General features: G+C 70.0%; 30 protein-coding genes, 2 tRNA genes and 1 pseudogene. 15 read left to right on the top strand and 18 right to left on the bottom strand.

The window, feature by feature from the left end; all coding sequences use genetic code 11:
• Positions 1 to 8 precede the first annotated feature (8 nt).
• From KBX46_RS07445 to KBX46_RS07435, 3 genes are all read right to left on the bottom strand, one after another.
• The gene (locus KBX46_RS07445) at positions 9 to 911 is read right to left on the bottom strand and encodes a sulfurtransferase (RefSeq protein WP_141911990.1); all 903 of its coding nucleotides are present in this window, start codon (positions 909 to 911) and stop codon (positions 9 to 11) included.
• 91 nt (positions 912 to 1,002) lie between these two features.
• The gene (locus tag KBX46_RS07440; protein WP_210791818.1) at positions 1,003 to 1,449 is read right to left on the bottom strand and encodes a hypothetical protein; all 447 of its coding nucleotides are present in this window, start codon (positions 1,447 to 1,449) and stop codon (positions 1,003 to 1,005) included.
• Positions 1,450 to 1,451: 2 nt separating this feature from the next.
• Positions 1,452 to 2,219, bottom strand: coding sequence for an SGNH/GDSL hydrolase family protein (locus KBX46_RS07435; RefSeq protein ID WP_088950823.1), 768 nt, complete (start codon positions 2,217 to 2,219; stop codon positions 1,452 to 1,454).
• Between the two features lie 318 nt (positions 2,220 to 2,537).
• Between KBX46_RS07435 and KBX46_RS07430 the strand changes: the two genes are divergently transcribed.
• From KBX46_RS07430 to KBX46_RS07415, 4 genes are all read left to right on the top strand, one after another.
• A complete protein-coding gene (locus KBX46_RS07430; RefSeq protein ID WP_210791816.1) occupies positions 2,538 to 4,307 on the top strand; it encodes a proline--tRNA ligase in 1,770 nt (589 codons plus the stop codon).
• 58 nt (positions 4,308 to 4,365) lie between these two features.
• The gene (locus KBX46_RS07425; protein WP_099849526.1) at positions 4,366 to 4,791 is read left to right on the top strand and encodes a CBS domain-containing protein; all 426 of its coding nucleotides are present in this window, start codon (positions 4,366 to 4,368) and stop codon (positions 4,789 to 4,791) included.
• Positions 4,792 to 4,861: 70 nt separating this feature from the next.
• Positions 4,862 to 5,290 (top strand): SufE family protein, encoded by a 429-nt coding sequence (locus KBX46_RS07420; RefSeq protein WP_210791815.1) that lies wholly within the window; start codon positions 4,862 to 4,864, stop codon positions 5,288 to 5,290.
• Between the two features lie 20 nt (positions 5,291 to 5,310).
• Positions 5,311 to 5,946, top strand: coding sequence for a DsbA family protein (locus KBX46_RS07415; protein ID WP_210791813.1), 636 nt, complete (start codon positions 5,311 to 5,313; stop codon positions 5,944 to 5,946).
• A 68-nt stretch (positions 5,947 to 6,014) separates the two neighbouring features.
• Here KBX46_RS07415 and KBX46_RS07410 read toward each other — a convergent pair whose 3' ends face one another.
• The 5 genes from KBX46_RS07410 to KBX46_RS07390 form a co-directional block, all read right to left on the bottom strand.
• Positions 6,015 to 6,563 (bottom strand): YbaK/EbsC family protein, encoded by a 549-nt coding sequence (locus tag KBX46_RS07410; protein WP_141911982.1) that lies wholly within the window; start codon positions 6,561 to 6,563, stop codon positions 6,015 to 6,017.
• Between the two features lie 95 nt (positions 6,564 to 6,658).
• Positions 6,659 to 6,853, bottom strand: a complete 195-nt coding sequence (locus KBX46_RS07405) for a hypothetical protein (RefSeq protein ID WP_088950818.1) — start codon at positions 6,851 to 6,853, stop codon at positions 6,659 to 6,661.
• Positions 6,854 to 6,966: 113 nt separating this feature from the next.
• Entirely contained in the window at positions 6,967 to 7,620 is a 654-nt protein-coding gene (locus tag KBX46_RS07400) for a GAP family protein (RefSeq protein ID WP_210791811.1), read from the bottom strand.
• A 48-nt stretch (positions 7,621 to 7,668) separates the two neighbouring features.
• A complete protein-coding gene (locus KBX46_RS07395; RefSeq protein WP_210791809.1) occupies positions 7,669 to 9,057 on the bottom strand; it encodes an MFS transporter in 1,389 nt (462 codons plus the stop codon).
• 58 nt (positions 9,058 to 9,115) lie between these two features.
• Entirely contained in the window at positions 9,116 to 9,376 is a 261-nt protein-coding gene (locus KBX46_RS07390; protein WP_088950815.1) for a hypothetical protein, read from the bottom strand.
• A 217-nt stretch (positions 9,377 to 9,593) separates the two neighbouring features.
• Here KBX46_RS07390 and KBX46_RS07385 point away from each other — a divergent pair, with 217 nt between their 5' ends.
• Both KBX46_RS07385 and KBX46_RS07380 read left to right on the top strand, forming a co-directional pair.
• The gene (locus KBX46_RS07385; protein WP_210792035.1) at positions 9,594 to 14,045 is read left to right on the top strand and encodes a cation-translocating P-type ATPase; all 4,452 of its coding nucleotides are present in this window, start codon (positions 9,594 to 9,596) and stop codon (positions 14,043 to 14,045) included.
• Between the two features lie 63 nt (positions 14,046 to 14,108).
• The gene (locus KBX46_RS07380) at positions 14,109 to 14,909 is read left to right on the top strand and encodes an MBL fold metallo-hydrolase (protein ID WP_210791807.1); all 801 of its coding nucleotides are present in this window, start codon (positions 14,109 to 14,111) and stop codon (positions 14,907 to 14,909) included.
• Positions 14,910 to 15,008: 99 nt separating this feature from the next.
• Here KBX46_RS07380 and KBX46_RS07375 read toward each other — a convergent pair whose 3' ends face one another.
• The 3 genes from KBX46_RS07375 to KBX46_RS07365 form a co-directional block, all read right to left on the bottom strand.
• The gene (locus KBX46_RS07375) at positions 15,009 to 15,428 is read right to left on the bottom strand and encodes a CBS domain-containing protein (RefSeq protein ID WP_141911976.1); all 420 of its coding nucleotides are present in this window, start codon (positions 15,426 to 15,428) and stop codon (positions 15,009 to 15,011) included.
• Positions 15,429 to 15,544: 116 nt separating this feature from the next.
• Positions 15,545 to 15,853, bottom strand: coding sequence for a hypothetical protein (locus KBX46_RS07370; RefSeq protein ID WP_247667103.1), 309 nt, complete (start codon positions 15,851 to 15,853; stop codon positions 15,545 to 15,547).
• A gap of 63 nt (positions 15,854 to 15,916) precedes the next feature.
• Positions 15,917 to 16,291 (bottom strand): YciI family protein, encoded by a 375-nt coding sequence (locus tag KBX46_RS07365; protein WP_210791805.1) that lies wholly within the window; start codon positions 16,289 to 16,291, stop codon positions 15,917 to 15,919.
• Positions 16,292 to 16,671: 380 nt separating this feature from the next.
• Between KBX46_RS07365 and KBX46_RS07360 the strand changes: the two genes are divergently transcribed.
• The 5 genes from KBX46_RS07360 to KBX46_RS07340 all read left to right on the top strand — a co-directional run bounded on the left by KBX46_RS07360 (position 16,672) and on the right by KBX46_RS07340 (position 20,398).
• Positions 16,672 to 18,171 (top strand): SulP family inorganic anion transporter, encoded by a 1,500-nt coding sequence (locus KBX46_RS07360; protein ID WP_210791804.1) that lies wholly within the window; start codon positions 16,672 to 16,674, stop codon positions 18,169 to 18,171.
• Positions 18,171 to 18,623: a MerR family transcriptional regulator gene (locus tag KBX46_RS07355; protein WP_210791802.1), complete on the top strand. Its 453-nt coding sequence runs from the start codon at positions 18,171 to 18,173 to the stop codon at positions 18,621 to 18,623. Before KBX46_RS07360 ends, KBX46_RS07355 begins: the two co-directional genes overlap by 1 nt.
• 55 nt (positions 18,624 to 18,678) lie before the next feature.
• Positions 18,679 to 19,164 (top strand): ATP-binding protein, encoded by a 486-nt coding sequence (locus KBX46_RS07350; RefSeq protein ID WP_210791799.1) that lies wholly within the window; start codon positions 18,679 to 18,681, stop codon positions 19,162 to 19,164.
• A gap of 201 nt (positions 19,165 to 19,365) precedes the next feature.
• On the top strand, positions 19,366 to 19,665 hold the full coding sequence (locus KBX46_RS07345) for a hypothetical protein (protein ID WP_210791797.1): 300 nt from the start codon (positions 19,366 to 19,368) through the stop codon (positions 19,663 to 19,665).
• A 367-nt stretch (positions 19,666 to 20,032) separates the two neighbouring features.
• On the top strand, positions 20,033 to 20,398 hold the full coding sequence (locus KBX46_RS07340) for a hypothetical protein (RefSeq protein WP_210791795.1): 366 nt from the start codon (positions 20,033 to 20,035) through the stop codon (positions 20,396 to 20,398).
• Positions 20,399 to 20,507: 109 nt separating this feature from the next.
• Here KBX46_RS07340 and KBX46_RS07335 read toward each other — a convergent pair whose 3' ends face one another.
• Positions 20,508 to 20,894: a hypothetical protein gene (locus KBX46_RS07335; protein WP_210791793.1), complete on the bottom strand. Its 387-nt coding sequence runs from the start codon at positions 20,892 to 20,894 to the stop codon at positions 20,508 to 20,510.
• 96 nt (positions 20,895 to 20,990) lie between these two features.
• Here KBX46_RS07335 and KBX46_RS32850 point away from each other — a divergent pair.
• Positions 20,991 to 21,122: pseudogene (locus KBX46_RS32850) on the top strand (tyrosine-type recombinase/integrase); the annotation flags it as partial.
• 128 nt (positions 21,123 to 21,250) lie between these two features.
• Positions 21,251 to 21,427, top strand: a complete 177-nt coding sequence (locus tag KBX46_RS32400) for a DUF4259 domain-containing protein (RefSeq protein WP_247667102.1) — start codon at positions 21,251 to 21,253, stop codon at positions 21,425 to 21,427.
• Between the two features lie 51 nt (positions 21,428 to 21,478).
• Here KBX46_RS32400 and KBX46_RS07325 read toward each other — a convergent pair whose 3' ends face one another.
• Together KBX46_RS07325 and KBX46_RS07320 are read right to left on the bottom strand one after the other, a co-directional pair.
• Positions 21,479 to 21,700, bottom strand: coding sequence for a hypothetical protein (locus KBX46_RS07325; protein WP_210791791.1), 222 nt, complete (start codon positions 21,698 to 21,700; stop codon positions 21,479 to 21,481).
• Between the two features lie 16 nt (positions 21,701 to 21,716).
• Positions 21,717 to 22,175, bottom strand: a complete 459-nt coding sequence (locus tag KBX46_RS07320) for a hypothetical protein (protein WP_210791790.1) — start codon at positions 22,173 to 22,175, stop codon at positions 21,717 to 21,719.
• Positions 22,176 to 22,333: 158 nt separating this feature from the next.
• Here KBX46_RS07320 and KBX46_RS07315 point away from each other — a divergent pair, with 158 nt between their 5' ends.
• Positions 22,334 to 22,717 carry a VOC family protein gene (locus KBX46_RS07315; RefSeq protein ID WP_210791788.1) on the top strand — a complete coding sequence of 128 codons (384 nt, stop codon included), beginning with the start codon at positions 22,334 to 22,336 and terminating at the stop codon, positions 22,715 to 22,717.
• A gap of 445 nt (positions 22,718 to 23,162) precedes the next feature.
• Positions 23,163 to 23,765 (top strand): tyrosine-type recombinase/integrase, encoded by a 603-nt coding sequence (locus KBX46_RS32395; RefSeq protein ID WP_308159406.1) that lies wholly within the window; start codon positions 23,163 to 23,165, stop codon positions 23,763 to 23,765.
• 103 nt (positions 23,766 to 23,868) lie between these two features.
• Here the strand turns inward: KBX46_RS32395 and KBX46_RS07305 are convergent.
• The 4 genes from KBX46_RS07305 to KBX46_RS07290 form a co-directional block, all read right to left on the bottom strand.
• Positions 23,869 to 23,944: transfer RNA gene (locus KBX46_RS07305), tRNA-Ala, on the bottom strand.
• 42 nt (positions 23,945 to 23,986) lie between these two features.
• The gene (locus KBX46_RS07300) at positions 23,987 to 24,115 is read right to left on the bottom strand and encodes a DLW-39 family protein (RefSeq protein ID WP_007453934.1); all 129 of its coding nucleotides are present in this window, start codon (positions 24,113 to 24,115) and stop codon (positions 23,987 to 23,989) included.
• 43 nt (positions 24,116 to 24,158) lie between these two features.
• Positions 24,159 to 24,232 (bottom strand) — tRNA-Ile (locus KBX46_RS07295).
• 150 nt (positions 24,233 to 24,382) lie between these two features.
• Positions 24,383 to 25,297, bottom strand: coding sequence for a DUF3566 domain-containing protein (locus tag KBX46_RS07290; protein WP_088950811.1), 915 nt, complete (start codon positions 25,295 to 25,297; stop codon positions 24,383 to 24,385).

Below are 25,297 nucleotides of genomic sequence, written 5' to 3'. Positions count from 1 at the left end.
CAGCTTGGTCAGGCGGCGAGGCCGCCGGGCTGATCGCCCTTGACGACAGGCGCCCGGACCAGGTTGCCCCACTCGGTCCACGAGCCGTCGTAGTTGCGCACCTGCGGATAGCCCAGGAGGTGCCGCAGGACGAACCAGGTGTGGCTGGACCGCTCACCGATCCGGCAGTACGCGATCACGTCGTCGTCGGGGCTCAGCCCGAGCTGGTCGGCGTAGATCGCCTTCAGCTCGTCGGCGGACTTGAAGGTGCCGTCCTCGTTGGCGGCGGACTTCCACGGCTTGCTGACCGCACCCGGGATGTGCCCGCCACGCAGCGCGCCCTCCTGCGGGTAGTCCGGCATGTGCAGCGTCTCGCCGGTGTATTCACTCGGCGACCGGACGTCGACCAGCGGCCGACCGGCGGCGATGTGCGCCATGACCTGCTCACGGTAGGCGCGAAGCGGCGCGTCGTCCCGCTGCGGCACCGGGTAGTCGGCGCGAGGGCGAGCCGGCTTGTCGCGGGTCACCTCGCGGCCCTCGGCGATCCACTTCTGCCGGCCGCCGTCGAGCAGTCGCACGTCGGCGTGGCCGAAGAGCGAGAACACCCAGAGGGCGTACGCGGCCCACCAGTTGAAGTTGTCGCCGTAGAAGACGACGGTGTCGCCCCGGCCGATGCCCTTCGCGGCGCACAGCTCGGCGAAGCTCTTCGCGTCCAGGTAGTCCCGGGTCACCTGGTCGTTCAGCTCCAGGTGCCAGTCGACCTTCACGGCACCGGGGATGTGGCCGGATTCGTAGAGCAGCACGTCCTCGTCGGACTCGACAACGACGAGGCCCTCGTCGCCCAGGTGCTCGGCCAGCCACTCGGTGGTGACCAGCCGTTGCGGGTCCGCGTACGACTGGAGGCGGGGATCAGGATCGCTCGGCACAGACATGATCCCCAAACTACGCCGCGACACGACCGGACGGCCCGCCATCGAGGATCGGGGGGCACAGATGTGGTGCGGGGAACGTTGACAGTGCCGTTCAGGCGCGGCGGTGGACGATTCGCCCGGCGACCACGGTCACCAGACAGACACCGTCGACACCGTGGACCGCAAGGTCGGCGCGCCCGCCCGGAAGCAGCACCGCCGACACCGCGGCGGGCAGCACCAGCAGGTCACTCCTGTCGACGGCAGCCCGCAGCAGCGGGTCGGTCAGGTGCTCGGCCAACACCGCCGTCACTCCGTTGCGCAGCAGCGCGTGCACCCGCTCGCGTGGGGTGGGTGCCGCCGGCAGCGGGCCGTCGTGCAGCAGACCCGGCCCCAGGGTGCCGGGCCATCGGCGGACCCGAACACCCGGGTACGCCCCACTCAGCTCGACCAACGGTCCGACGGCCTCGATCCGGTCGCCGCCCACCAGGACCGCGTGCTCCGGCAGCGCCTCGCCGACCCGGTCGCGCCACAGCAGCGGCGCGGTGTGAAGGGTGAGCACGCTCAGTCGACGATCGGCCCGAGCAGCGGGCGCTTCGCCGTCACCGTGTCACCGGACGACCGACCGGTCAGCCGCCGCCGCACCCACGGGGCGAGGTGCTGACCGGCCCACCGCAGGTCGGCGGCACGGGCGGCCAGCCACGGCGACGGGGCCGGGTGCGGCGGGACCATCAGCCACTCCTCGTCGCAACCGACCCCGAGCGCGTTCAACACCTGCCCGGCGACCCGCCGGTGGCCGGCCGGGGAGAGGTGCAACCGGTCGGTGCTCCAGAGCATCGGGTTGAGGAAGGTGTCGTCGGCGTACAGGTCGACCATGATCGCGCCGTGCCGCTCGGCGGTCTCGCCGACCGCCTGGTTGAGCAACTGCACCCGAGGGGCGACGAGGCGCTGGCCGGGCAGTCGGGCCATCACGTCGGCGAACCGGAAGAGCAGCACGTCCGCGCCGCCGGAACGCAGTTGCCGGACCACCTCGTCGAAGCGGGCCACCAGCGTGTGCGGGTCGAAGCTGCGGCGCAGCACGTCGTTGCCGCCGGCCGCGAAGCTGATCAGATCCGGCTTCATCGCCACCGCTGAGGGCACCTGCTCGGCGACCACGCTGGGGAAGAGCCGGCCGCGGATGGCCAGGTTCGCGTACCGGAAGTCGGGCCCCGCGTCGGCGGCGAGCCGGGTCGCCACCAGGTCCGCCCAACCCCGGTAGGTGCCGTCCGGGTACGCGTCATCCATGCCCTCGGTGAAACTGTCCCCGACCGCGACAAAACTGCGCCAGCCCACCCGCGTTCCCCTTACGCCGTTCGTTGCCTGCGGCGACCAGTCTGTCACCGGAGGCGCGGCGGCAAGTGCCCCGAACGGGCGACGTGGCGGAGGTCATGGACAACCGCGCGACACCTCCATCGGCCAATCCCTGCGGTCTGACCCGAGACTCAGCAGGGTCCACAGGCCACTTCTTTGGGTGGTGGTGCGTGAGAGACGTGATGCCTCTCCGGACGGTTGCCGGACGGACAGGCCGTTTCCGGGATTCCGGGCAACGGCCCGCGACGCACCGGACGAATTGGGTCGCTTGGGCGCTCGGCACGGCTCTACGCTGCGCGCATGCTGCTACGCATGTCGACCCTGTTGCTGCGGACCCTGCGCGAGGATCCGGCCGACGCGGAGGTGCCGAGCCACCGGCTCCTCCTGCGAGCCGGTTACATCCGTCGCGCCGCACCGGGCGGCTACACCTGGCTGCCGTTGGGCAAGCTGGTGCTGGATCGGATCACCGACGTGGTGCGGGGCGAGTTGTTCGCGATCGGCGACCAGGAGGTGCACTTCCCAGCGTTGCTGCCGGCCGATCCCTATCGGACGAGCGGCCGCTGGGCGGAGTACGGCGACGACATCTTCACCCTCGCCGACCGGCGCGGTGCCGAGCACCTGTTGGCGCCCACCCACGAGGAGATGGCGGCGCTGCTGGTCAAGGACCTGTTCACCTCGTACCGGGACTTCCCGGTGACGCTTTTCCAGGTGCAGACGAAGTTCCGCGACGAGGCGCGGCCCCGGGCCGGTCTGTTGCGCGGCCGGGAGTTCCTGATGAAGGACGCGTACTCCTTCGACCTGGACGATGCGGGGCTGCGGGACGCGTACGCACGGCATCGCGCGGCGTACCGGCGGATCTTCGACCGGTTGGGCCTGGACTACACGGTGGTGCACGCGATGTCCGGGGCGATGGGCGGCTCCGCGTCGGAGGAGTTCCTGGCAGCGACACCGGTCGGCGAGGACACCTACGTCGGTTGCACCGCCTGCGACTACGCGGCCAACACCGAGGCGGTGGTGACCCGGGCACCGGCCGCCGCCGACCCGGGCGCGCAGCCGGCCGTCGAGGTGCACGACACACCGGAGACCCCGACGATCGCCAGCCTCGTGGAGCTGGCCAACACCCGCAGGTTGGGCGGTCGGGACGACTGGACCGCCGCCGACACACTGAAGAACGTCGTGCTCTCCGTCCGCCAGCCGGGCGCCGAGCGCTCCGAACCTCTGGTGATCGGGTTGCCGGGTGACCGGGAGGTCGACCTCAAGCGGGTCGGTGCCGCCCTGCACCCGGCCCAGGTGGCCGTCTTCGAGGAGTGGGCCGACCATCCCGAGCTGGTACGCGGGTACATCGGGCCGCAACTGCTCGACAAGCTGGGCATCCGTCTCCTGGTCGATCCGCGGGTGGTGACCGGGTCTGCCTGGTTGACCGGGGCGAACGAGCTGGGCCGTCACGCGACCGACGTGGTCTGCGGTCGGGACTTCACGCCCGACGGCACGATCGAGGCGGCCGAGGTGCGCGCCGGCGACCCCTGCCCGGACTGCGACGCGGGGGAGCTGACCATCCGGCGGGGCATCGAGATCGGGCACATCTTCCAGCTCGGCCGCCGGTTCACCGACGCCTTCGCGGTCGACGTGCTCGGTCCGGCCGGCAAACCGGTCCGGCCGACCATGGGCTGCTACGGCATCGGGGTCTCCAGGGCGGTCGCGGCGATCGCCGAGCAGCACCACGACGACCGGGGGCTGGTCTGGCCGGCGGCGATCGCGCCGTGCGACGTACACCTGGTGGTTGCGGGCAAGGGCCCGCAGCTCGACGCGGCGCTGGCACTCGGCGAGCGCCTCGCCGCAGCCGGCCTGCGGGTGCTGGTCGACGACCGCACGCACGTCTCGGCCGGGGTGAAGTTCACCGACGCCGAGCTCATCGGCATCCCCCGGGCCGTCGTGGTCGGCCGCCGACTCGCCGACGGGTACGTCGAGCTGCGCGAGCGGGCCGGCGACGGGCGCACCGAGCTGCCGTTGAAGGGTCTGGTGGAGCAGCTCGTCCATGAGGTACGCCAGGAACGTGCGAGCCTGGTGTAGCTGTCGCGTCACGGGGTAGTGCAGTTGGATCGGGTGGATACGTCTTCGGAGGGCTCTCATGACCGGTTACCGGGTCAGTGACGTGATGACCAGACAGGTCGTGTACCTGCCGGCCGAAACCACACTGGACGAAGCGGCCAGGGTGATGAAGGAGGCGGACATCGGCGACGTGGTGGTCACCGATGGCGCCAGCCTCGCCGGCATGCTCACCGACCGGGACATCGTGGTGCGGGCAGTGGCGGAGAACAGCTCCCCCGCGGCCACCACCATCGGCTCGATCGTCACCCGCGAGGTGGTCATGATCGAGCAGCACTGCACGGCGGGTGAGGCGGCCGCGCTCATGCGCGACCGGGGCATTCGGCGTGTGCTGGTCTGTGACAGTGATCGCAAGCTGGTCGGGATCGTCTCGCTCGGCGACCTGGCCATGCAGCTCGACCCCACCAGCGCTCTCAGCGAGATCAGCGAGCAGTCGCCAACGGTGTGACGAACAGGCCGGCCAGGCGCAGCAATGCGCCGCCGGCCTGTTCGCAACTGACCGGCGGTAGCCTCGACGCATGGCTGACATGCCGGCCCGACTGGCCGAGATCGTCGACGAGTTCGCTGCCGCCCCGCGCGACCTGGTGCTGGAGATGCTCCTGGAGTACGCCGACGTCATTCCGGTGCTGCCGGAGGGCGCCGCCGCACGCGAGGGCATGGAGCAGGTGCCGGAGTGTCAGACGTCGTTCTTCCTGCGCGCCAAGGTGACCCCCGAGGGCACCGTGGAGACGGTCTTCGACTGCCCGCCGGAGGCGCCGACCACCCGGGCGTTCGCCGGGATCCTCGCCGAAGGGCTGGCGGGCGCGAGCGCCGAGCAGGTGCTGGACGTGCCGGACGACCTCTACCAGCGGATGGGCCTGGCGCAGGCGATCAGCCCGCTGCGGATCCGCGGCGGCACGGCGATCCTGGGCCGGCTCAAGCGTCAGGTGCGGGAACAACTCGGCTGACCGTGAGGTTGCCACCGATCATGGAGATCGAGATCTACGCGGACGTCATCTGCCCGTGGTGCTACATCGGCAAGCGCCGCCTGGATGAGGCCCTCGCCCGTTACGAGGGCGAGGTGACGGTCCGCTACCGACCGTTCCAGCTCGACCCGTCACCGGTGCCCCAGCCGCTCCCGCTGGTGCAGGCGCTGGCCGGCAAGTTCGGCGGCCCGGAGCGCGCCCAGCAGATGGTCGCGCACGTGACCCAGGTCGCGGCGGCTGACGGGCTCCGACTGGACTACGACCGTGCGGTGATCGCCAACACCTTCGACGCGCACCGGCTGGTCTCCTACGCCACTGACCACGGTCGGGCGGCCGAGATGGTGGAGGCCCTCTACCAGGCGCACTTCAACGAGGGTGTCGACGTCGGCTCCCGGGAGGCGCTGGCCGCGGTGGCCGGTGGGATCGGCCTGGACGCGGTCGACGTCCGCCGCTTCCTCGACTCCGACGAGCGCGTCACCGACATCGCCGCCGAGTTGGCCGCAGCTCAGGACCTCGGCATCACCAGCGTGCCGACCTTCGTCCTGGCCGGAAAATACGCGGTCTCCGGCGCACAGGAGGTGCAGACACTGCTCGCCGCTCTCAGCGAGGTCGAGCAGCGCGAGGCTGCGGCACACTGAGCCACCGGAGCGCCCGGCATTGATGATCACGATGTTTCACGTGCAACAACATCGATGCCGGTGCCTGCTCAGGCCGGCCTGGCCAGCCCTTCCACCACCTGCGCACCGGGCAGCGCGCCCAACGCCGGCCCCGGCAGTGCGATCTTGCTGTGCCGTACGCCGGACCCGATGATCACGTGCGGCGTGGCGATCACCCGCGCGTCCACCAGGATGGGCCACTGCGCCGGCAGCCCGATCGGAGTGATGCCGCCGTACTCCATGCCGGTCAGCTCGACCGCGTCCTCCATCGGTGCAAAGCTCGCCTTGCGCACGTCCAACGTGCGGCGGGCCACCCCGTTGACGTCGGCCCGGGTGGTCGCCAGGACGATGCAGGCCGCGTAGCGCACCACACCCTCACGCTTGCCAGCCACCACGACGCAGTTGGCCGACACGTCCAACCCCACCTCGTACGCCGCGCAGAACGCTGCGGTGTCGGCGAGTTCGGCGTCGATCGGCGCGACCAGCACATCGTTGACGTCCACTGGCGCGTCGGCGGGCCACTGCGCGATGGCCTCCGCCACCGGCGGGGCGAGCAGGTCGAGGCGGGCGCGGGCCGGTTCGGTCTTCAGCGTTCCCATCACGGGTGCGATCCTCGCATCCGGCATGCCGAACCGCCCGGCGGCTCCCGGGCCGTCCCGGGACACCGCCGGCCTGGGCCGGACCGAACCGGTGCTCAACTGCCGGAGAGGAAGGCGTTGTCGCGCATGAAGGAGCGGTCGCGGGCGGCCGCCAACTCCTCCTCGCGGTGGGCCTTGGCCCGTTGCAACTCCAGGTCCTCCAACGCGTGGCGGACACCCAGCCGGATCACGCCGTAGAGGAAGACGAAGCCGAAGACGTAGAGGATCACCGTGGTGACGACAGCGAACATGGCGTCACCGTAAGACGAACGTGAACCGTTGTTGCTCTCATCTCCGCCCGGTTCCCCCGTACGTGTCAGCGAGGTGGTCGGGGGCCAGGTGCGCCCGCCCGGTGTGCGACGACTCATCCCGAACGGATCAGGTCCAGCACGGTCAGCAGCGCGAAGAACGCGATCACGATCTCGTTGACGATCCAGGCGTGCCGCTCGGCCCATTCCCGCATCCGGGTCAGCGCCCGCGCCGCCTTGTCCCCGAGCAGCAGCAACGCCAGCAGGGGCAGGGCGAGCAGGAGCACGGTGAGCAGCACGAACGGCACCAGATGCCACCACGGCAGGTCGTGCCGGGCCACGCTCGCCCCGACGGCGGCCATGGTGAGGTCGTCGGTGGGCGTCACCACGAAGAGCAACGCGCCCAGCCGCAGGGCCCGACGCGGGTCGGCACGCTCGATGCTCCCCAGCCATCTCGGTGGCCCGGCCCGGTTCCGCCGTACCCACACCAGCACGGCCAGACTGACCAGCAGGGCGAGGACCACCAGATCGATGACGGGACCGCGATCGACCCTGCCGGCCACGGCACTGGCGTCGGCGGCCAGTCCGCCCACCCAACGGGTCAGCAGCCAGCCCACTGTCACTCCGGCCGCGACCACCAGCCCGGCACCGGAGAGGAAGCCCAGCGACGCTGCCCGGGGCCGGTCCGACGAGGCGAGGAAGACCGCAACGACCAGTTGGGTCCCGGCGACCATCACCACGGCGAGCGGCAGGACGGTCAGGAAGTTCATCGCCGCCATCCTCCCCGGCGAACCGGCTCGGAGGCTGCGGAATCCCGATCACCCGACCGGCCGTACGCTCCCGCCCGTCACGACACGGCCGGCCAGCAGCGCCCCGAGCAGCGCCAAGCCGGAGGCCACCACCAGGGTCAGCGTGTAACTGGCCGGGCCAGGTGCGCTTCCCGCCGCCAGCACCGCCCCGGTGAGCGCCAGCACTGTCGCCGCGAAGAGGTTGTCGCCCAGTTGCAGCGACGAGCTGTTGCGGCCCTGCTCACCGGGGGCGGACAGCTCCAGGGTGAGCACCGACAACGACGGGTAGAGCAGCCCCATGCCGAGGCCGGCGACCGCCCAGCCGAGCACGGCGACCATGATCGGCAACTCGGGTAGGACGGCCAGCGCCACCGTGGCGGTGCCGACCGTGATGCAGGTCAGCCCGGCACGCGGCAGGCTGGCCCGGGAGGCCGGCACCGGGATCCGGCCCTGCAACCAGGAGCCCACCGACCACGCCAGCGCGCCGACCGTCAGGACCAGCCCGGCCGCGGTCGGCGAGAGGCCCCGCTCCCGGGAGAGCATCAACGGGATGACGACCTCGGCGCCGACGAACGCCGCCGACGCCAGCCCGCGCAGCCCGACGACGGTGGGCAGCCCTCGGGCCGCCCGGAGGAACCCGGCTGGCAGCAGGCGGGGAGCGCAGACCAGCAGGCCGACCACTGCGGCCGCGATCAGCACCAGGGCGGTGACGCCACGCTGCTGTCCCCCGATGTGCAGCAGTGCGGCGCTCACCGCCGCCCCGCACGCCCAACCGATCCGTGCCGCCGCACCGGCCGCCGGGCTGCTCGCCACACTCCGGCCCAGCGACCGTAGGCCCGGATGGATCAGCAACACCGCCGGCACGGCCACCGCCGGGACCGCCAGGAAGACCCACCGCCAGCCCAGGTACTGCACGATCAGACCGGCGATCGCCGGCCCGACCAGCGACGGTACGACCCACGCCGCCGCGAACGCCGCGAAGATCCGCCGGTGCAGATCCTGCGGGTACGCCTGCCCGACGATCACGTAGAGCGCCACCGAGAGCAACCCTGAGCCGAAACCCTGCACCGCCCGCCCGACGACCAGCGCACTCATCACGGGCGCGGTCCCGGCGATCAGCAGCCCGACGACGAACCACGCGACGCCGTGCCACATCGGCCCCCGAGGGCCTCGGGCGTCGCACCAGATGCCCGAAACCACCATGGCCAGCACACCCGTGGCGAACGGACCACCGAACGCGATCCCGTACAGCGCGAGCCCGTCCAGGCTGCGGGCGACGGTCGGCATCGCCGTACCGACCGCCAGCGCCTCGAAGGCGAGCAACGAGATCAACGCGACGCTGCCCACCGTCATCGCTCGCAGCCGGGGTGCGAACAGTCCCGCTGCGGCGGGTATGGCGGGGGCGACTGTGCTCGGCATGGACCGAGCATGGGACCTCAACCCGGATTCATGTCAATCGCCGGTGACCCGGCTCTCGTCAGGCGTCCTGCAGTGCCCTCCCGACCCCGCGCGCCAGTCCGGAAAAATGCTGGTCTGCCAGCAGGTGACCGGCGGTGACCACCAGAGCGATCGGCCACTCGATGACCTGCAGCGCGGCGAGCACGCCGATCCCGGCGTAGTAGATGACCTTGTCGGGTGGCGGCAGGGCCACCTCGCCCAGCATCGGTAGGTCCATCCGCCGGCTGTACATCTGCACGTTCTCCTGCGAACCGTTGAGGTGTCGCGTCAGCATGCTCATTCCGGCCTCCCCGTGTCCGGTGATGGTCGTCGGATTCCACCGCCCAACCCGTCCATGCTTCGGCGAGGGCGGAAAGTTCCACCACTCGAAGGGCATAACGGACGGCAGGTCGGGAAGCCAGGCCGCCGGACGTGAGGCGGTGGGAGGACGAGATGGCCAAGGTCAGGACCAGCAGCAACAGGGAGCCGGGCCGGCGCCCGTCCAGCCGTACGCCTCGATGACGGCGGCAGGCCGCGCTGCCGGCCGCATCCTGCCGTCCTTTGGCGTGCCGCACCTGGTCGGCGAGGCGTCCCGGACCGTCGGGTCGGCCGCGACCCGGCTGGCCCGGTCGGTCGGGCTCGCCCGGCGTCGGGTCTGGTCCCGTCCCGGTCGGCACCACATCGAGGTGCACGGCGTGTGCCAGGAGGGCGGCGACCAGCTCGCCCGGCAGGTGGAGGGCGCGCTGGAGCGGATGCCCGGGGTGGCCTGGGCCAGGGTGAACGCTCCATCCGGGCGGGTGGTGGTGGCCGTGCAGGCCCCCGAACCGGCTCTGGGTGACCTCATCGCCACGATCAGCCGGGTCGAGCGGACCTGCGACCACGAGCCCGACCCGGAGATTCCGCCCCCGCACCCGCCGGAGGAGGGCCCACACAACCCGCGCACCCTCGGCGCGCTCGCCTCGGACGCGCTGGGTCTGACCCTCTGGGCGGCCACCCGGATCCTGCCGTTCGCACCGTTGCCCGGTGAGGTGGCCGGCGTGCTGTCGGCTGTCGACCTGCAACCGAAGCTGCACGCGTTCCTCGGCAGGGCGTTGCGCTCCGACCCGCGCGCGGAGGTCCTCTTTCCCCTGGCCGAGGCCGTCGTGCAGGGCCTGACCGGCCGCTGGACCGGCATCGTCCTCGACAGCGCCCAACGGCTGGTGGAGTGGGGCGAGGACCGGGCCCAGTTCTCCGCCTGGGAGAAGGCCGAACCGCGGTTGACCGGTGACCCCGAGCGTGCCGTCGCCCGATGGCCGATAGCCGACCGTCCCCGACCCAAGCCGCACGGCCCGGTCGAGCGGTACATCAACCGGGCCCTCGCCGCCGGTACGGCGGCCGGCGCGGCGGCGGTGCCCTTCGCCGGGCGCAAGCGGGCCGCCGCGCTGGGCCTGTCCTCCCTGCCGAAGGCGCCCGGCAGCGGACGCGAGGGGTACGGCGCCCAACTCGGCCGGATGCTGGCCCGGCGCGGGGTGATCGCGATGGACCGCAGCGTGCTGCGGGAGTTGGACCGGATCGACACGCTCGTGCTGGACGCCGCGGTGCTCGGCTCGGACCGGGGCGTACTGGCCGATCTGGCACCCGTGCCCGGTGCGGACGTCGACCAGGTGGCGGAGCGGGCCTTCGCGCTGTTCGACCCCGACGATCCGGCCGCCTCCCGGACGGCGGACGGCTGGCGTCTCGGGCCGCTGGACCAGATGCCCGCTCACGACCCCGGCAACGTCCCGGACGGGGATCGGCTGCGTGCGGCCGGCGGCCAACTGCTCGGTCTCGCCCACGGTGACCGACTCGCCGCCCTGTTGCGGGTCGAGCCGGAACCCGCACCCGGCGTCGACGGGCTGCCGGCCGCCGCCCGCCACGCCGGTCTGCGGCTGGTCGTGGCGGGCGGCGACGAGCAGCGGTACGGCTTCGCCGATGCGATGCTGCCCGGCGGGGTCCAGCTGGCCGAGTCGGTCCGCGCGTTGCAGCGCGACGGCGCGGTGGTGATGCTGGTTTCCGCGGACCGCCGGGCGCTCGGCGCGTCCGACTGTGGTCTCGGGTTCGCCCCGCCGGAGGACCTGCCGCCGTGGGGCGCGCACCTGCTGGTCGGTGCCGACCTGCGGGTGGTGGCCCTGGTGATCGAGGCGACCGGCGTGGCTCGGCGTACGGCCCAGCAGAACATCCGGCTGGCCATGGCCGGCACCGGACTCGGGGCGCTGGGCGCGTTCACGGCACCGCCGACCGAGCTGCCCGGCCGGTCACTCGTCGCGGTGAACGGCGCGGCCGGACTGGCCTTCGCGAACGGGGTCTGGCAGGCCCGCCGGTTGCACGACCAGTCGGACACCCCGGCGCCGGTCACGACCCCCTGGCACCTGATGCCCGTCGGAACCGTGCTCGACCACCTGCACACCACGCCGGACGGCCTGGCCAGCGCCGATGCGCAGCGCCGACACCACGGCACCGGCGGAAACGGCGATGCCGGGCCGGGCAGCGGAGGGCTGCTGCGTGCCTTCGTGGACGAGTTGTCCAACCCGCTCACCCCGGTGCTGGTGGCCGGGGCGGTGCTCTCCGCGTCGTTCGGGTCGCTGGTCGACGCCGCGCTGGTGGGCAGCGTCGTCGGTGGGTCCGCCCTGATCGGCGCGGTCCACGAGCGCAACACCGAACGGTCACTGGCCGAACTCCTGTCCCGTTCGGCGGTGACCGCACGGGTGCGTCGCGACGGGGCCGAGCAGGTTCTCGCCGCCGAGGACCTGGTCCTCGGTGACGTCATCGCCCTTGAGCCGGGTGACTCGGTGCCCGCCGACTGTCGCGTCCTGGAGGCGGTGGGTCTGGAGGCGGACGAATCGTCACTGACCGGTGAGTCATTGCCGGTCGCCAAGTCCAACCGGCCGGTGGTGGCCGCCGCGATCGCCGACCGGCACTCCATGTTGTACGAGGGCACCACCGTCGCCGCCGGGCATGGCACTGCCGTGGTGGTGGCGACCGGGCCAGACACCGAATCCGGACGCAGCCTCGCCCTGGTCAAGCAGGCCCCACCCGCCAGTGGGGTGGAAGCCCGGCTCGGCTCGTTGACCCGGGCTGCCATCCCGTTGGCCGCCGGTTCGGCGGTGGCGGTGGCCGGCGCGGGCCTGCTTCGGGGCGTACCCCTGGCCGAGACGGCGGCGACCGCCGCGAACCTCGCCGTGGCGTCCGTGCCGGAGGGGTTGCCGTTCCTGGTCAGTGCGGCGCAGCTGGCCGCCGCCCGGCGGCTGGCCGAGCACGGCGCCCTGGTTCGCAACCCGCGCACCATCGAGGCGCTGGGCCGGGTGGACGTGCTCTGCTTCGACAAGACCGGCACCCTCACCGAGGGCCAGTTGCTGCTCGCCGGGGTCGGCGACAGCACCGGTGACCGGTACGCGCCGGTGGACCGACTGGACGACCGACTCCAGTTGACGCTGGCTGCGGCGCTGCGGGCCACTCCCGCCGCGACGAAGCCGGAGGAGTTGGCGTTACAGACCGACCGGGCCGTCTGGCGGGGCGCCGGCGAGGCTGGGGTGGTGGAGCAGACCGGTGCCCCCGGTTGGCAGGCCGCCGGTGGGCTGCCGTTCGAGCCGTCCCGCGGCTACCACGCGAGCGTCGGGGAGACCGACGGCAGACTGTTGTTGAGCGTCAAGGGCGCGCCGGAGACAGTGCTGCCGCGCTGTTCGGCCCGACGTACGGACGGCACTCAGGAGCCGCTGGACGATGCCGGCCGCGCGGAGTTGGAGCGGATGCTCGCCGACCGGGCCGGGGCGGGCAACCGGATCCTGGCGGTCGCCGAGTGCACAGTGAACGACCCGAAAGTGACCGACGCCAGTGTTCGCGGGCTGACCTTCGTGGGTTTCCTGGCCCTTGCGGACGGGGTTCGGGAGAGTGCCGCCCCGGCGGTACGCCGGATCCGGCAGGCCGGCGTGCACACCATCATGATCACCGGCGATCACCCCGCCACCGCCGAGGCGATCGCCGCCACCATCAGCGAGCACGACGAACAGCGGGTCGTCACCGCCGGCGAACTCGACCAACTGGACGACGACGCGCTCGCCGAGCGGTTGGCCAACACCGACGTGGTGGCCCGCTGCACCCCGGCACACAAGGTGCGGATCATCCAGGCGTTGCAGAAGTGCGGGCGAACCGTGGCGATGACCGGCGACGGCGCCAACGACGCCCCGGCGATCCGGCTGGCCGACGTCGGCATCGCCCTTGGCCAACGGGGCACCCCGGCCGCTCGCGCCGCAGCCGACCTGGTGGTCACCGACGACCGGTTGGAGACCATCATCGCGACCCTGATCGAGGGACGTGCGATGTGGTCGTCGGTGCGGCACGCCCTCAGCATCCTGGTCGGCGGCAACCTCGGCGAGATCGCGTTCAGTGTGCTCACCGCCGCGGCGACCGGCCGCTCCGCGCTCACCGGACGACAACTGCTGCTGGTCAACCTGCTCACCGACCTGGCGCCGGCTCTGGCCATCGCCGTCCGGCCACCAGCGTCGGACCGCACCGACGCGCTGCTGCGGGAGGGCCCGGACACGGCGCTCGGCGAGAGCCTGACCCGGGAGATCGGCCTGCGGGCGGCAGCCACCACGCTGGGCGCGACCGCCGGCTGGACGTTGGCCCGCTACACCGGGCGCCGTCAGCGAGCCGGAACGGTCGCCCTGGTCTCCCTGGTCGGCACCCAGCTCGGCCAGACCATCCTGGCCGGCGGCACCAGCCCGGCCGTGCTGGCGTCCACCGCGGCGTCGCTGGGCGTGCTTGTCGTCGTGGTGCAGACGCCGGGGGTGAGCCAGTTCTTCGGCTGCACCCCGCTCGGCCCGGTCGGCTGGACCATCGGGGCCGGGTCGGCGCTCGGCGCCACCTTCGCCAACGGCGCGCTCACCAAGCTGATGGAACACGTGCCGCAGGCCCGACCGGACAGGAACGGCGCCAGCGGCTCCGAAGGCTGAGCACCGAACCAACCCGCATGCTCAGGGCTCGCCGGGGTACCGCAGCCGGAGGAGGTGGGCAGGATGGCGGAGCAACCACAGGTGACGTTCATCGGTACCGCGACGACGGTGCTGCGGATCGGCGGGTTCACCCTGTTGACCGACCCGAACTTTCTGCACCGCGGCCAACGGGCGTACCTGGGCAAGGGTTTGTGGTCGCGCCGACGCACGGACCCGGCGCTGCGCATCGCCCAGCTCCCGGAGCTGGACGCGGTGGTCCTCTCCCACCTGCACGGAGACCACTTCGACCGGGTGGCCCGCAGGGAACTGGACCGCGACCTGCCCATCGTCACGACTCCGGCGGCGGAACGCAGGCTGCGTCGCTGGGGCTTCCAGGCCGCCCAGGGCCTGCCGACCTGGTCGTCCCGGGAACTGCACCGCGACGGTACGACGCTGCGGCTGACCTCGATGCCCGGACAGCACGGACCGGGTGCTCTGGACCGGCTGATGCCCGACGTCATGGGCACGATGATCGACGTGGAGCGCTCCGGGCGGCGCGAGTTCCGGCTCTACGTCACCGGCGACACGCTCAACCGGCCGCTGCTCACCGCCATCCCCGAGCGCTACCCGGACATCGACGCGATGCTCATCCATCTCGGCGGCACCAAGGTCGCCGGGATCCTGCTCACCATGGACGCCCAGCAGGGCGCCGACCTGGTGGAACTGGTCCGCCCGAAGCTGACCGTGCCGATCCACTACGACGACTACCCGGTGTTCCGCTCGCCGCTGGCGCATTTCGTCGACGAGGCCCGCCGCCGCGGCTGGGTGAAGCAGGTACGCACCATCGCCCGCGGGGAGACCGCCCCGCTCACCCCGCCCTCCTGACCGCCTCCGTCGCGCTGTCCTCCTGACCGCCGATCGGGCAGAGCCCAGACACGGCGATCGCCGCCCACCCGGGGCGGCGATCGAGGAAGGGTGCGACGGTCAGCTGCGCTCGGAGATGGCCTCGATGAGGTCGCCCACCGGGCGCTCCGGCAGGGAACGGGCCACGTCGGCGACAGCCACGATGCCAACCAGCTCATGCCCGTCGATCACCGGCAGCCGGCGTACCTTGTGCTGGCCCATGGTCCGCAGGATCTCGGCCGCGTCGTCGTCCGCGCCGATGGTCACCGCCTCGCCCTGGGCCAGCTCACCGGCCGTCACGTTGGCCGGGTCGCGGCCCTCGGCCAGCACCTTCACCACGATGTCGCGGTCGGTCAGCATGCCCTTGAGCCGGTTGTCGTCGCCGCAGATCGGCAGTGAACCGACCCCCAGCTCCGCCATCTGCTTCGCGGCCGACTTCAGGTCGTCCTGCTCGCGGACACAGGTCACGTCGTTCGTCATGATCTCGCGTGCCGTAGGCATTGGTAAGACACCTCGCTTCCGGGGGGTTGTTGCCGTTCCTCCTACCCCGGTCCGGCACGGCCATGCCGCCCACCTTTGTCACCACGTGCCCGCGCCGTCACCGCGCGTCCCAGCCCTCACTGCTCGTCCGAGCGGAACGGGTCCCGAGCCGGGCCCTGCTCGGTCCAGCAGAGGCCACCGCGAAACTCCACCCCCGGGATTCCTTCGACAAGGTGGCTGATGTCCACCAGGTCCGACACGGAGGCGGCGAGGTCCGATCGAAGCTCCTCGACCGCCGCCTCCAGGTCGTCCTCCTCTGTGGACCAGTCGATGTCGGCCGCACGTAGCTCGGCGACTGCCTGACGGGTGACCGCCGCCGGGTCGGTGACGATCACCTCGACCCGGCAGTAGATGTGCATGGTGAGGGGTGCCGACTGTTGATCCATGCACGGATCATGACAAGGGCGGCTCACACGTGGCAGGTCCCTTCGACCAGACCTCGTCGGGAGTCACCCCCGAATCGCGGCCTCACGGATCATGGCGTCCGTCTCGGGGTCGGGCATGAGCTCCCGGACGTCCTGGGCGCAGCGGCAGGCGGCGGCCATCTTCGCAGCCCACGCCAGCGCCTCCTCGCGCGTGGCCACGTCGACGACCGAGAACCCTCCGATGACCTCCCTGGTCTCCGGGTAGGGGCCATCGGTGACCGTCCCGTTGGTGGCCACGACGCTCGCCCGCTGCCTTTCGAGTCCGCCGCCGTACACCCACACGCCGGCGTTCACGGCCTCCTGGACCACCGTGTGCGAGGCCTTGCCCACGTCGGGCATCTCTTCGGCGGGGATGTGGTCCATCGCGCCGTCATTGAACGAGATCAGGTACTGCGTCATCCTCATGACCCCCTTGTCCCGGCGGCCTCCTCCGGCCACCTCTCGTCTGCTCTACGAACGACTCGCCTCGGATTCGACACTGTGCCAGAAGAATCTCGCCGGATCTGTCCGCTCCGCTCTCGCCGCTCGTCCGGCTTTCGCGTGAGCTGGAACGTCTCTGGTCGCACCCCTGGTGATGGTCACCACGCTTCCCCAACTCTCCCCTGACGGAAGGGTAGGTTCTGTGAGGGTCATCGAGGTGTGGCGGCAGCCCTCTCACCTCGTGGGCAGAGCGCCCTGAGCTCTGGAGCCACGCCCGACCGTTCTTGAACCGTCCGCCCCCACGAGGGACGGCTGCTGCTGTGCGCCTTCCCCGGGTGCGCCTGACTGGAAAAGGCCGTATGTCCTCTGTGCTGTCCGCGGCGCTCCGACCGCGTCTGTCCCGCCCGTCCTGGCTGTCGCCGAAGGTGTTCCGCACCGAGGTTCTCGCCGGCCTGGTGGTCGCGCTCGCGTTGATTCCCGAGGCGATTTCCTTCTCCATCCTGGCCGGCGTCGATCCCCGCGTCGGCCTGTTCGCCTCGTTCACCATGGCCGTGGTGATCGCATTCTGCGGCGGTCGACCGGCGATGATCTCCGCCGCGACCGGAGCGATCGCCCTGGTCGTCGCGCCCCTGGTGAAGGCACACGGCCTGGATTACCTCATCGCGGCAGTGATCCTCGGCGGCGCGATCCAGGTCCTGCTCGCGGTGCTCGGCGTGGCGAAGCTGATGCGGTTCATTCCCCGCAGTGTCATGGTCGGCTTCGTCAACGCCCTCGCCATCCTGATCTTCGCAGCGCAGATCCCTCATCTGATCGGCGTGCCGTGGCTGGTCTACCCGTTGGTGGCCGTCGCCCTGGCGATCATGGTCGGAATGCCCCGGCTCACCCGGGCGATCCCCGCGCCGCTGGTCGCGATCGTCGTGCTGACCGTCGTCACGGTGGTCGCCAGCGTGGCTGTACCAACCGTCGGCGACGAGGGCGCGCTGCCGGACAGCCTGCCCACCCTCGGTCTGCCGCAGATTCCCTGGACCCTCGACACTCTCGCCGTGCTCGCCCCCTACGCCCTCGGCGTGGCGTTGGTCGGGCTGATGGAGTCGCTGATGACCGCCAAGCTCGTCGACGACATCACCGACACCCACTCCAACAAGACCCGCGAGTCCTGGGGGCAAGGCGTCGCCAACATCGTCACCGGCTTCTTCGGTGGCATGGGCGGCTGCGCGATGATCGGTCAGACGATGATCAACGTAAAGGCGTCGGGTGCTCGCACCAGACTGTCGACCTTCCTGTCCGGCGTGTTCCTGCTCATCCTGGTCGTCGCGCTCGGTGACGTGGTCGCAGTCATCCCGATGGCCGCCCTGGTCGCCGTGATGATCATCGTGGCCGTGTCGACATTCGACTGGCACTCCGTGGTGCCGAAGACGCTCAAGCGGATGCCGTACGGGGAAACGATCGTCATGCTCGCCACCGTCGCCACCACCCTGGCCACCCACAACCTGGCCATCGGCGTCGTCGTCGGCGTGCTCACCGCCATGGTGATCTTCGCTCGCCGGGTCGCCCGCCTGGTCGAGGTCACCAGCGTGCTTGACCCGGACGGCACCACCCGGATCTACTCCGTGCATGGTGAGCTGTTCTTCGCCTCCAGCAATGATCTCGTCGGTCAGTTCGACTACGCGAACGACCCCGAGAACGTGGTGATCGACATGACCCACGCGCACGTCTGGGACGCCTCGTCAGTCGCCGCCCTGGACGCCATCACCACCAAGTACGCCACCCGGGGAAAACACGTCGAGATCATCGAGCTGAACAAGCCCAGCGCCCGCATCCACGACACCCTCGCCGGCCAACTCGGCGTCGGCCACTGATGACCGCCGCCGCCAGCCGCGGTGCTGGGTCGGGACACGATTCCGGCCCGACCCCAGAGCGCTTGATGCAGATCGGAGAGGCCGCCGAGCGGGTCGGGCTGAGTATCCGCACCATCCGCCACTACGAGGAAGCCGGCCTGATCGTCCCCTCCGCCCGCAGCGAGGGCGGCTTCCGCCTCTACACCGAGCCCGACCTCGACCGCCTCGCCGTGGTCAAACGGATGAAGCCCCTCGGGTTCACCCTCGACGAGATGCGGGACCTCCTCGCCGTCCTCGACGCACTCGACACCGCCACCGGGGCCGAACGGGCCGAGCTGCTGGACCGGCTCGGCATGTTCCACAACGCCGCCACCACACGGGTGACCGCACTTCATGACCAAGTCGCCATGGCCGAGGAATTCGCCGGCACGCTACGCGACAAGCTCGACCATCACACCGACCCAACCACCTGAGCAACCTCTGGTGACCTCGGCTTGTGGCCTGTCAACGCATCGATAGGGTGCCCACGTGGACCAGTCAAGACCGGTGGTGTTTCTCCTCGTGGGGCTACCGGGCTCAGGGAAATCGACCTACGCCCGGGCGCTGGAACTCACCGGGGTGGTTCGACTGTCGGTCGATGACGTTCTGCAGGCACGACACGGTCGACTTGGGAAGGACTACCCAGCCGAACGCCACGTCTCCCTGCTGGGTCCTGTCGTCGAAGAGGTGCGGCGGCAGCTCATCGAACTGATCCGGAGCGGCCGCTCGGTCGTTCTCGATCACGGCCTCGGGCAACGCCGCGAGCGCGACGACTACAAGCAGCTTGTCGAATCGCTCGGTGCTGACTGGCGTCTGCTGCACTTCCGCGTCGATCAGGCCGAACTGAGGCGGCGCCTCGCCATCCGAAATGAGGATGCCGCGTCCGGCATCATCACGCCTGAAACGCTGGATTGGATCGCAGCCGTCTCAGAGGAGCCACGTGGCGAGGGAGAAGAGATCGTCGCCGCGACCTAGCCGATCGAGCGGGTCACCGTCGTCGGGCTGCCTCTGCGATCGAGCGTGCAGGGCCAGGAGAGGAAGGAGTAACCCGCGCTGCACTCGGGATCGAGATCGATCTCGGATGTGCTGGTGGAGCCTCGCCTCCTTTGGTTTGGCATGCACCGTGCTGAGGTATCTCGATGTATCACCGCGCCGCAGGGAAGGGGTGGAACCCTCATGCCGAGGATCACCGTTCGTCGCGCCCTGGACGCTAGTGGCCTTCTACGCCGCATCAAGATCGAGATTGATGGGCACGTCGTGGCACGCCTGAAGCGTGGAGCCGTCCAGAGCGTCGACGTAGCGCCAGGCCAGCATGTGGTACGGGCTCATCTGGATTGGCAGAGCAGCGCGCCGGTCGAGGTGCACCTCGCCGACACGGAGACGATTGCTTTGGAAGCGGCCATAGCGGAACGTTCGATGACGTTCACGGCGACGTTCCTACGGCCCGAGAGCGGGCTCGATCTACAGGTTGTATGACCGGCGCATTACGAGATCAAGATGGGCGACCGGGCGAGCTACGACCGAGGGATTATGAGATCAAGGTGGGCGGCCCGGCGAGCTGCCCAGATGGCCTTCTAGCAGCGAAGATGCCTCTCGGCATCTCTCACCACGCCCCCGCTGTCCGCCGGCATCCTGCGGACCATGTGCGGACTGCTCGCCCTTCCGTATGGCACGCCAGCAATGGCCTTGATAGCCATCTCCTCCGCCCGGTGCAACCGACGGATCTCTGCCCAGTCCTCCACGCTCAGCACCTCGCGATGCTTCCGGAGGGGGTCAAGATTCAACCGGGACCACGGGGTCAGTTTTCACGCGGCGTCGACAGTCTCTGGCACAGTACGCGGTTGTGATCGACTGGCTGAGGATTCGTGCTGCTTTGGGCTGGACACTGTTGGGATACGCGGTGGCGGGTCTGGCCACTGCGCCCTTGGCGGCGGCGCCGATGCCCTCACATGCGGTGCCCTGCGAGAAGATCACCGAAGATCTGGCTTGGTCGGTATGGGTTTTCCGTGATGCTGTGTGGCTCTCTCTCGCCTTCTCGCTGCCCGTGGCCGCTCTGATGACGGCCGCCCTCGTTTGGCGACCCGGGATGTCCGCCAAGGGCGGGGCAGGCGTTGGCCTCGCCGTCGGCCTCATTCTGGCCGCAGTCAGCGTTGGCTATTCCATAGCGGCCGCTACATGCGGGTACGACATGCAACAGGTCAGCCCGTAACAACGCACACAGAGCTGACTCTGACCAACCTGCGATGCGCTGAAGGCGGATCTCCGAGGAGGGTCGGCTTCGGGGCGGAGCCCCGAGGTCTTCAAAGGACTTGAGACCGTCAGCGTGTCCGGCCGGCCCGGCCAATGCCGGCTGGAGGTCGCCAGCAAGCCGGGGCCGGGCCGGCGCGGCCCGCGCGGAAGATGACGACGGTTGCAGACGGACTACTCGGGTCGCTGATGTCGCAGGTTCCTCGGTGAGCGTCGGCCACTTGGTCGATGGCCTGCCCGAGAACGGTGGTGAGGTCCTGGCCGTCGTCGGCCGACAGCTGAGCGAGCAGTGCCCCGCCAAGTCGGCGGGTGTACCAAGCGACACCATGAGTGCAGGTCGACTTGTTTTCGGACAGGCCAGCGCCGTCGAGCAGAACAACGGCGTTCGGTACGGGGCCGGTGAAGTCTTCGTTGGGCTGGTCGGACTTGGCAGGGCTAGTTGCCATGGAGACCTGCATCAGGCTTGCTCCACTGGTAGAGCGGGGTTAGCAGCTCGACCTGAACGGCGCCGAGTAAGGCGGGCGATGAATGCCGGGAAACACGATGAGTGACCCTTGTCCGTCTGGCGGGGCACGGCCGGGCTGGACTGGCTGCACCTGCACGACCTGCGGCACGCCTTCGCCACGTTCATGCTCGACCAGGGCGAGGAGCTGCGGACGGTAATGGAGCCGCTTGGGCACTCCACGATCCGGATGACGGCCGATACCTCGGCCATCGCCGCAGCGGCCATCGTGGCGTCTCAGATGCCCGGCGGAGACCCGATAACCTCGCCGTACGCGCCGGACTTCCTGCTTGCTGGTGAGTCTCCCTTGACTTGGACGACGACCTGCCACAGCTGGCGGTTGAAGCACTTGACCGGGTCCTCGGCGACGACTCGGAGTGGCGGAGCCTATGGGGCGAGGCGGGAGCGAGTGAGTTCCCGCAGATCAACAAGCTCCGCGCAGTGCTGTCCGGTCCGCCCGAACTGCCAGGCCAGATCGCGATGCTTTAGGGACCGCGCGTTCCTGGGGCGGTGGTCTACCCGTCATTCCAAGTCATCGACTCAATCTATGCTGGGGTCCTCTTCGTCGGGCGACGTTGTGATCACCTGGTCCCACGCGTTGACAATGGCTGCGGCCTGCCGCTCGCTACAGGCCAAGCCGCTGAGCAGGACGTTGTTCTGATAGTCGAGGACCTCGAAGCGCCATCGATCGAGTCCCGGCCGGCGTTCCACTGTTGCCCAGAAGTGGCCGGAAAGATCGCTGGGGAACACCACGTCTGGCACGTACCGCTCCTCTGCCTCAAAGCCCATCTCCGCCGTGAGTCCGCACATCGTGGAACGCTCCGCCCGGACTCACAGTGGAGGTGGGAAGCCCCTCGGGCCGGTACCAGCTCTGGCGCTCCATCCACGCCTGGTGAGCGGCCTTGATCGCCGAAGCTCCTCCGCTGCTTTCGCGCTCCGTCAGGAAGCGATCCAACAGTCTGAACAGGGCGTCGCTTGCGGCACGGTTCTGAACGTGATCGAGCGGCAGGAGCGGTGAGTACTCCTCGGGAGTAGCGAGCCGTCTGGCGAGTGCCTGCCACATCAGGTTGTTACCGGCGTCGAACTGGATGACCAGCCACTCGCGCCACCCGTCTAACAGTGGAGCGTCAGCCATCCAGTAGCCCTGCAGGAACGCTGTGAACTGCCCAAACGAGCCGTCTAGCCCGAACATGCCCGGCCGCCGGTGGAGCTTGTCGAACAGCTCCCGATAGTTCATCGCCCCTCGTCCCGTGCCCTATTTCGACGCCGCGTGAAAACTTTCAGTCGGCGTTGACACACACCGCTTTCCGCTGGCGGTTGACCGCTTGCGGACTCGTTGCGGACTGAGCCCAAATGCCGTTGACCGTCAGCGAGCCTCAGCCTAACGTCCACTCGATGACGTATCAGTTCCATCACATCACGCTGCGCGTCAGCGACTTGGGACAGTCTCGCCGCTTCTACGAGGGAATCCTCGGGTTGCGGGTCGATCAGGATTTCCCGGCCGAGAAGCTGCGGTTCAGGCTGGGAGGCACCTCAACCAGCCTGGTGCTTCACCCAGCCTTGCCCGGCACGCCTTCGGGCGACCGCTTCACCGAGGCGCGCATAGGCCTGGACCACATCGCCATCGGCGTGCCCGTGGGTGAAGTCGCACGCGTCGCCGAGATGCTCACCGCAAATCAGGTTCCGAACAGTGGGGTGAAGGCGGACTCGAAGGGCCCGGCGATGGTCGTCTTCCGCGATCCGGACAACATTCAGTGGGAGCTGTTCGAGGAGCTGTAGTTCGTTGCGACCACGTCTGCATCGTGGGCTGAGCGGATGTCCCCGTCCAGGGAGGCTGGTAGCCCCTTGTGGTGCCCGGCGAGGTGATTCGCGGCGGCATCTCTGAGGAGGGCCGGGGTTCGGGGCAGCGCTGGATGAGTTCCTCGCCGGCGGATGAGGAGTTCGCGGCATGACGGGCCGGCGTCGGCGTTCTCACGGTGAGGGCTCGGTGTACAGCGTCCGGGCGTGTGGGCTGCGGTGGTCGACGTCGGTTGGATCGACGGGAAGCGGAAGCGGAAGTACGTCTACGCCAAGAGCGAGGCTGAGGCGGTCCGCAAGCGGGACGAGCTGCGGCGCCAACTTCAGCTCGGCGTCGACCTCTCCGCGCAGCCTCGGAACCTGGAAGCCTGGTTGACCGAGTGGCTGCGGGACGTGAAGGCGCACGACGGACCGGCCGTCAACGCTGGTGCGCTACCGCCTGGCCGTGAGCAAGCACCTCGTGTCGGGCCTGGGCCGGGTGAAGCTCGATCGGCTGACGCCTCGCGATGTGCACGCGGTGCTGCGCGTCGCCCTAGCCGACGCTGAGCGGATGGATTTGGTCCCGCGCAACGTCGCCAAGGCAGCCAAGGCAGCCAAGCCTCCGGCCCTCGGCAGAGCCGAGCGGCGCGCTAAGGCCCCCGAGGAAGCCAAAACGCTGCTGTCGGTGTTGACCGAGGACCGGTTGGAGTCGGTGTTCGTCCTGGCGCTGGCGACCGCGCTGCGGCGGACTGAACTGCTGGGCCTGCGGTGGTCGGATGTCGACCTGCCGGGAAGGGCGTCGTTCGTGCGGCAGACGCTCCAGCGGACGGAGTACGGGTTGGTGTTCGTGCCACCGAAGACGCACCGGTCGGCCCGTCCGCTGCCGCTGTCGGCTCTGGCCGTCCGGGCATTGGAGGCACAGCGTGTGCGCCAGGCCAAGGAACGGCTCGTCGCCGGGGAGGTGTGGTCAGATCATGGAGCTGCTCGGGCATTCCGCGATCCGGATGACGGCCGACACCTACGGCCACGTTCTGCCGGCGGGGGCGCGTAAGGCTGCCTCAGCCATTGACCGGATTCTCGGCCAGGAGGAGACGGCGTGACCGCTTGGCTGTACGAATGGCTGCACTCGGAAGGAGATCAACCGGTGAAAGTGCTGGTGGAGCCCAGGGGACTCGAACCCCTAACCCCTGCCTTGCAAAGGCAGTGCTCTGCCAGTTGAGCTAGGGCCCCGTGAGTGGCCGTGGCGTCGATCGCTCGTCGCCGGGCCGGACGTCAGCGCAGGTCGGGTGCGGTGGTCGCCTCGTGCCACAGGGCACGCTCGTCGTTGGCGGCCTTGACCTTGTTGAAGACGACGGCAGCCACGCCGACGACGCCGGCCAGGATCAGCAGCTTCTTGAACATGGGGCGACCCCTCGCGCTCGACTAGCGTCGGACGACAATGCGGTGGGGCTAGATGGAATCGAACCATCGACCTCAGAGTTATCAGCTCTGCGCTCTAACCGACTGAGCTATAGCCCCGCGTTGCGACGAGCAAGATTAACCCATCCACTCTGCCGGCCCCAAATCGGGGTCCGACCCTGCGAGCCGGGCCGTCGTCGCCTGCAAAACCTACCCGAGTACGGGACGCCGGAGCGACCGCATTCCGCGGTGCCCCGGCGTCCCGGTCACTCAGTCGCGCTCGGCGAGGGTCAGCTCGATCCCGCCGACCAGGTCGGCGCAGACGTTGTAGACGAACGCTCCCAGCGTGGCCAGCGCGGTGAACAGCACCACGTTGACCAGGCCGATGAGCGCCGAGCTGAGGATCACGCCCTTGGCGGTGATCTGGAACCCGCTGGTGCTCTCTCCACCACCGGCGTTGACCAGGTCACTCAGGCTGTCGTTGACGCTCTGGAACACACCCATCGCGTCCAACGCCAGGTACAGCACCGAGGTGGCGACCACCACGACGATGAAGAGCACCACCGAGACGGCGAACGCGAACTTCATCACCGACCACGGGTCGATCCGCTTCAGGTTCAGCCGGGCCCGGCGCGGTCCGCGGGAAGCGGCCGAGCTGACCGAGGTACGCGCCGCGCGTACCGCATCGCCAACGCGGGCTGCCCCGACGGCGGACGCGTTGCCGATGCCGGGCGGCAGGCCACCGCCGCTGGCCGGGCGGCCGGCAGCGGCCGTACGCGACGCGTCCGACTGCGGCTGGGTCATGCCCGGTGTGATCCGGGGCTGGGTGCCGGTGGACCCGGCAGACGCCGCCTGGCCGGGCCGGACGTTGATCGGCTGGGTTGTCGCCGGACGGGCCGAGGGTGGCGCCGCCGCACCCGAAGGTGTGGCGGCTGCCGACGTCGGCGCCTCGGCACCGGACGTCTTCTCAGTCTTGTCGGCGGCCCCAGCGTCCTCACCGGCCGGCTCCGGCGGGGGTGTCATGCCCGGAGCCCTCGTGAATTTCGGGGCAGGCGCATCGGCGGGGACCGTAGCCCGGCCCACGGCCGCGCGGCCGGTCGCTGGTGTGCCGCCCTTGGCGGCCTCCTCGTCGACCGGGTTGGCCGAGGTCCCCGTGTTCCCCGACTTCGCCTGTGTCTCCGTCAT

This window comes from Micromonospora sp. C81, assembly GCF_018070425.1.
Lineage (GTDB): Bacteria > Actinomycetota > Actinomycetes > Mycobacteriales > Micromonosporaceae > Micromonospora > Micromonospora zamorensis.
The sequence above is the reverse complement of the archived record's forward strand: the minus strand, read 5'-3'. Positions and strand labels throughout refer to the sequence as shown.